Genomic DNA, 1,856 nt, shown 5'->3' with positions numbered 1-1,856 from the left:
CCGTATGGATGGGTAGGGGAGCGTCGTGTGCCGGGTGAAGCAGCCGCGGAAGCGAGTTGTGGACGGTTCACGAGTGAGAATGCAGGCATGAGTAGCGATACACACGTGAGAAACGTGTGCGCCGATTGACTAAGGGTTCCTGGGTCAAGCTGATCTGCCCAGGGTAAGTCGGGACCTAAGGCGAGGCCGACAGGCGTAGTCGATGGACAACCGGTTGATATTCCGGTACCCGCTTTGAAACGCCCAGTACTGAATCAGGCGATGCTAAGTCCGTGAAGCCGGCCCGATCTCTTCGGAGTTGAGGGTAGTGGTGGAGCCGATGAACCAGACTTGTAGTAGGTAAGCGATGGGGTGACGCAGGAAGGTAGTCCAGCCCGGGCGGTGGTTGTCCCGGGGTAAGGGTGTAGGACGCACGGTAGGCAAATCCGTCGTGCATTGAAGTCTGAGACCTGATGCCGAGCCGATTGTGGTGAAGTGGATGATCCTATGCTGTCGAGAAAAGCCTCTAGCGAGTTTCATGGCGGCCCGTACCCTAAACCGACTCAGGTGGTCAGGTAGAGAATACCGAGGCGTTCGGGTGAACTATGGTTAAGGAACTCGGCAAAATGCCCCCGTAACTTCGGGAGAAGGGGGGCCATTCCTGGTGATAGCACTTGCTGCTTGAGCTGGGGGTGGCCGCAGAGACCAGCGAGAAGCGACTGTTTACTAAAAACACAGGTCCGTGCGAAGCCGTAAGGCGATGTATACGGACTGACGCCTGCCCGGTGCTGGAACGTTAAGGGGACCGGTTAGTGCACTTTCGGGTGTGCGAAGCTGAGAACTTAAGCGCCAGTAAACGGCGGTGGTAACTATAACCATCCTAAGGTAGCGAAATTCCTTGTCGGGTAAGTTCCGACCTGCACGAATGGCGTAACGACTTCTCGACTGTCTCAACCATAGGCCCGGTGAAATTGCACTACGAGTAAAGATGCTCGTTTCGCGCAGCAGGACGGAAAGACCCCGGGACCTTTACTATAGTTTGATATTGGTGTTCGGTTCGGCTTGTGTAGGATAGGTGGGAGACTGTGAAGCGGCCACGCCAGTGGTTGTGGAGTCGTCGTTGAAATACCACTCTGGTCGTGCTGGATGTCTAACCTGGGTCCGTGATCCGGATCAGGGACAGTGTCTGATGGGTAGTTTAACTGGGGCGGTTGCCTCCTAAAGAGTAACGGAGGCGCCCAAAGGTTCCCTCAGCCTGGTTGGCAATCAGGTGTTGAGTGTAAGTGCACAAGGGAGCTTGACTGTGAGACCGACGGGTCGAGCAGGGACGAAAGTCGGGACTAGTGATCCGGCAGTGGCTTGTGGAAGCGCTGTCGCTCAACGGATAAAAGGTACCCCGGGGATAACAGGCTGATCTTCCCCAAGAGTCCATATCGACGGGATGGTTTGGCACCTCGATGTCGGCTCGTCGCATCCTGGGGCTGGAGTCGGTCCCAAGGGTTGGGCTGTTCGCCCATTAAAGCGGTACGCGAGCTGGGTTTAGAACGTCGTGAGACAGTTCGGTCCCTATCCGCTGCGCGCGTAGGAATATTGAGAAGGGCTGTCCCTAGTACGAGAGGACCGGGACGGACGAACCTCTGGTGTGCCAGTTGTCCTGCCAAGGGCATGGCTGGTTGGCTACGTTCGGAAAGGATAACCGCTGAAAGCATCTAAGCGGGAAGCCTGCTTCGAGATGAGTATTCCCACCCTCTTGAGGGGTTAAGGCTCCCAGTAGACGACTGGGTTGATAGGCCAGATGTGGAAGCCCTGTAAGGGGTGGAGCTGACTGGTACTAATAGGCCGAGGGCTTGTCCTCAGTTGCTCGCGTCCACTGTGTT

The 1,856-nt window shown here is 56.4% G+C and carries 1 rRNA gene (running past one end of the window); it reads left to right on the top strand.

From position 1 onward, the window contains the following. Positions 1–1,834, top strand: a 23S ribosomal RNA gene (locus tag ACFWRT_RS37455); it begins 1,367 nt to the left of the window's first position. Positions 1,835–1,856: the final 22 nt, after the last annotated feature.

It is taken from the genome of Streptomyces cyaneofuscatus (assembly GCF_042718795.1).
GTDB classification, from domain to species: Bacteria; Actinomycetota; Actinomycetes; order Streptomycetales; family Streptomycetaceae; genus Streptomyces; species Streptomyces cyaneofuscatus_A.
This window is presented reverse-complemented; position numbering and strand designations above follow the sequence as displayed.